The 3,113-nt window shown below is 71.5% G+C and carries 2 protein-coding genes and 1 pseudogene; all 3 read right to left on the reverse strand.

Annotation, left to right across the window (positions count from 1 at the left end):
- Window positions 1-387: 387 nt before the first annotated feature.
- On the reverse strand, window positions 388-2,013 hold the full coding sequence (locus D180_RS22245) for a tryptophan 7-halogenase (RefSeq protein WP_017914503.1): 1,626 nt from the start codon (window positions 2,011-2,013) through the stop codon (window positions 388-390).
- Complete coding sequence (locus D180_RS22250) at window positions 2,010-2,831, reverse strand: glycosyltransferase family 2 protein (RefSeq protein WP_017914504.1); 822 nt, start codon at window positions 2,829-2,831, stop codon at window positions 2,010-2,012. Before D180_RS22250 ends, D180_RS22245 begins: the two co-directional genes overlap by 4 nt.
- Window positions 2,828-3,113: pseudogene (locus tag D180_RS22255) on the reverse strand (hypothetical protein); the annotation flags it as partial. The gene D180_RS22250 and the pseudogene D180_RS22255, both read right to left, overlap by 4 nt.

Below are 3,113 nucleotides of genomic sequence, written 5' to 3' on the forward strand. Positions count from 1 at the left end.
CACTGCGTACCGCGGTGAAGTGGGTGCCGGGATAGGCGAGCCGGCTCGCCAGCGCGTCGCAGGATTGTTGCAGTGGTGCCGGCGAGGCCGGTGCGCGCGCGGTCGTCTGCGCTTGTGCGGTGGAGGCGGCGGCGAGAGCGGCCAGCGGCAGGGCCAAGGCGAGCAGCGTGGAGCGCATGGAGTTCTCCTGGAGGACGCGCCGGGCGCGGCGGGCCTGTGTCGCGCCGGTGGCGCCGGGGCGTCAACCGCCGCGCGTGCGAAAACCCGAATGCGCGGGCGATATTCGCCCCATGTGACGCGTGCCGCGCAATTGCGCGCTCGCCTGGCGCTTCGCGGCGGGGAAGCGAAGCGCGCGTTGTTGCAGGGCGGCATGGCCCTGCGCGTGGATCAGGCGGCGTCCGCGTACCAGGCCGGCGACAGGACCGGCAGCGGCGTCGCCGCATCGCGGCAGGCATCCAGCAGGCCGTGGTCGGCCAGCGTGGGATGCTGCTGGCGGGCGCGCGCCAGGATCTCCCCGGCCAGTTCCGCCATGCGCGCGACGTTGCCGTGCAGGCGGGCGACGAAGGCGGCATCGTTCAAGCGGTCGCTCAGCGCGCGGTTGAGTTCGTGGAACCAGCCGATCAGGTACTGGTCCAGCAGGCGCCCGTCGGCCACCGCCGCGGCCTGCGCGCGGTTGGCCGCGCCCCAATCGCGCAGCAGCGCCTGCATGCCCAGGTTGAGCGCGCTGGCCTGCTGCAGCGCCGGGCGCAGCCGGCCCAGCACCGCCAGGTCGGCGATGCGGTCGGTGCAGTACAGCGGCGCCAGCAGCGACCAGTAGTAGGTGTAGTCCCAGATCACCTTGACCGGCATCACCTGGGCATCGCCGAACAGCGGGTACTGGTCCTGGTAGAGGGTCAGGGTGTTCTCGTAGAAGGAGAAATACAGCTGCTGGTACAGCTCGGCGTAGGGCGCGATGTCGCGCCCGGCGCGCTCGCGCCCGATCAGTTCGCAGATATAGGTGTTGCTGATGGCGATGAAGTCGCTGCCCGGCGAATAGAACGGGTCCAGGAACACGCCGGCCTCGCCGGTCAGCGCCCAGCGCTGCGCCGAGAACACCTGCTTGCAGCCGTAGGAGAAGTCGCGCAGGAACAGGAAATCCTGCACCGTGTGCTCGCTGCGCTCCAGCGTGCTGGCCACCTGCGGCTGGTGCGTGCGCAGCCAGTCCATCGCCTTGGCGTGGGTGTTCATGGTCTCCAGAGGATGCATCGCGGCATCGCAGACGATGCCCAGCGAATGCGCGCCGGAGGACAGCGGGATCAGCCAGAACCAGTAGCCGGGGCCGCACATGTGGTTGGTCGAGCGCCAGCGGTCCGGCGGCGTGCAGCGCTGCAGCCAGGCGCTGTCCTGCGACCAGCCGTTGGGATCGACCAGCCCGTCCACCCGCCACCACACCGCGTTGGCCTGGTGCGCGTTGTCCTGGGCCAGGCCGAGCTTGCGCTTGAGCAGGCCGGCGCGGCCGCTGGCGTCGATCACCCAGCGCGCCTGCAGGCTGGCCTCGGCGCCGTCGCGGCTGTAGCGCACGCAGTGGTCGCCGTCGTCCTCGGCCAGGTCGACGCCGCGCACCGTGCTGCCGTCGAGGAATTCCACGCCCAGGTCACGCGCGCGCTGCCCGAGAAAATTCTCGAAGCGGCCGCGGTCGATCTGCCACGAGGGGGTGGGCAGCAACTGGCTCACCCCCAGCTCGGTGCACTGGTCGATGTCGGTGCGCCGGTCGGAGAAGAAGAAGCGGAAGCCGAACTTGCGGATCTGTTCGGCATCCAGGTGCTCGCGCAGGCCCAGCACCTCGGCGAAGTAGTGCGCGCCGATCTCCACCGAGGACTCGCCGACCTTGAACGCGGCCTCGCGTACCGGGTGCGCGCGCCGTTCCAGCACGCGGATGCGCAGCTGCGGGTCGCGCTGGCGCAATTGCAGCGCCAGGGTCAGTCCGGCCAGTCCGCCGCCCAGAATCGCCACATCCGCCTGCGCTGCCTTCATGTCGTCTTTTCCTTGGCGACGGCCAGGGGGGCCGTGTCGAGGGTGCCGTCGATGTCGTCGATCAGCACCGGATTGGCGCGGGTGCGCCGGTACTCGCGCACCACATGCCCATAGGTCCACACCTGCACGATCACGTGCGAGGTGATCTTCCACAGATCGCGCACCAGCCGGAAGTGGCTCTTGCGGAACGTGCCCGGGGTCTGGCTGGCGTAGCGGGTCTCGATCGGCACCGCCACCACCCGTGCGCCGGCCTGGCGCGCCGCGGAGATCAGCAGTTGCGCCTCGAACACGAAGCCCTCGCCGGGCACGTCGGGCAGGGTGTAGACCGACTGCGGGTACAGGCGCTGGCCGCTCTGGCTGTCGACCAGGCGGAAGCCGCAGCCCCAGGCGATGCCCCAGTCGCCGAAATCGTTGCCGATGCGGCGGATCGGCGGCTGGCTGGCGCGCTTGCGCAGGCGCGCGCCGACGATCACGCAGCCGGGATGGCGGTTGGCCGCGGCCAGCAACCGCGGGAAGTCGGCGGCGCTGTGCTGGCCGTCGCCGTCCATGGTCATCACCGCGCGCGCGCCCTGGCGCTGCGCCTCGGCGAAGCCGCTGCGCAACGCCGCGCCCTTGCCGCGGCGTTGCGGATGGCGCAGCAGGGTCACCGGCAGGTCGGCGATGCAGTCGCTGGTGCCGTCGTCGGAGCCGTCGTCGACCACGATCACCCGCGGGCAGTAGGCCAGCGCGTCGCTGACCACCTCGCGGATGCGCAGCCGTTCGTTGAGGGCCGGAATCAGGATCGCCGCGTCGGCGGCGCTCAGCGGCGTGCGGCTCATGCGCGCAGCTCCACCTGCAGGCAGCGGCCGCCGCCGGCATCGAGCACGCAACCGCTGCTGCCCAGCGCCAGCGCGTCGAACAGCGGCAGCATCGGCGCCATCGCGTTGCCCGCGACATGCCGCGCCAGCGCGCCATCGCCAATCGGCGCGGTGCCGTCGCGCAGTTGTACCTGCAATTGCGGCTTGCCGTCGCGGGCGCCCGCGCTCAGCACCAGCGCGCCGCCGAGCAGGCCCTCGCTGCGCGCGATCCGGCCCAGCGCCCCCACCGAGCGGCTGTCGTAG

Origin of the sequence: Xanthomonas sp. SHU 166, assembly GCF_000364685.1 — a bacterium.
GTDB classification, from domain to species: domain Bacteria; phylum Pseudomonadota; class Gammaproteobacteria; order Xanthomonadales; family Xanthomonadaceae; genus Xanthomonas_A; species Xanthomonas_A sontii.

Bases quoted from the DNA above. Each gene is read 5' to 3' on its own strand.
- D180_RS22245 (WP_017914503.1), bottom strand. From the start codon at position 2,013: ATGAAGGCAGCGCAGGCGGATGTGGCGATTCTGGGCGGCGGACTGGCC.
- D180_RS22250 (WP_017914504.1), bottom strand. From the start codon at position 2,831: ATGAGCCGCACGCCGCTGAGCGCCGCCGACGCGGCGATCCTGATTCCG.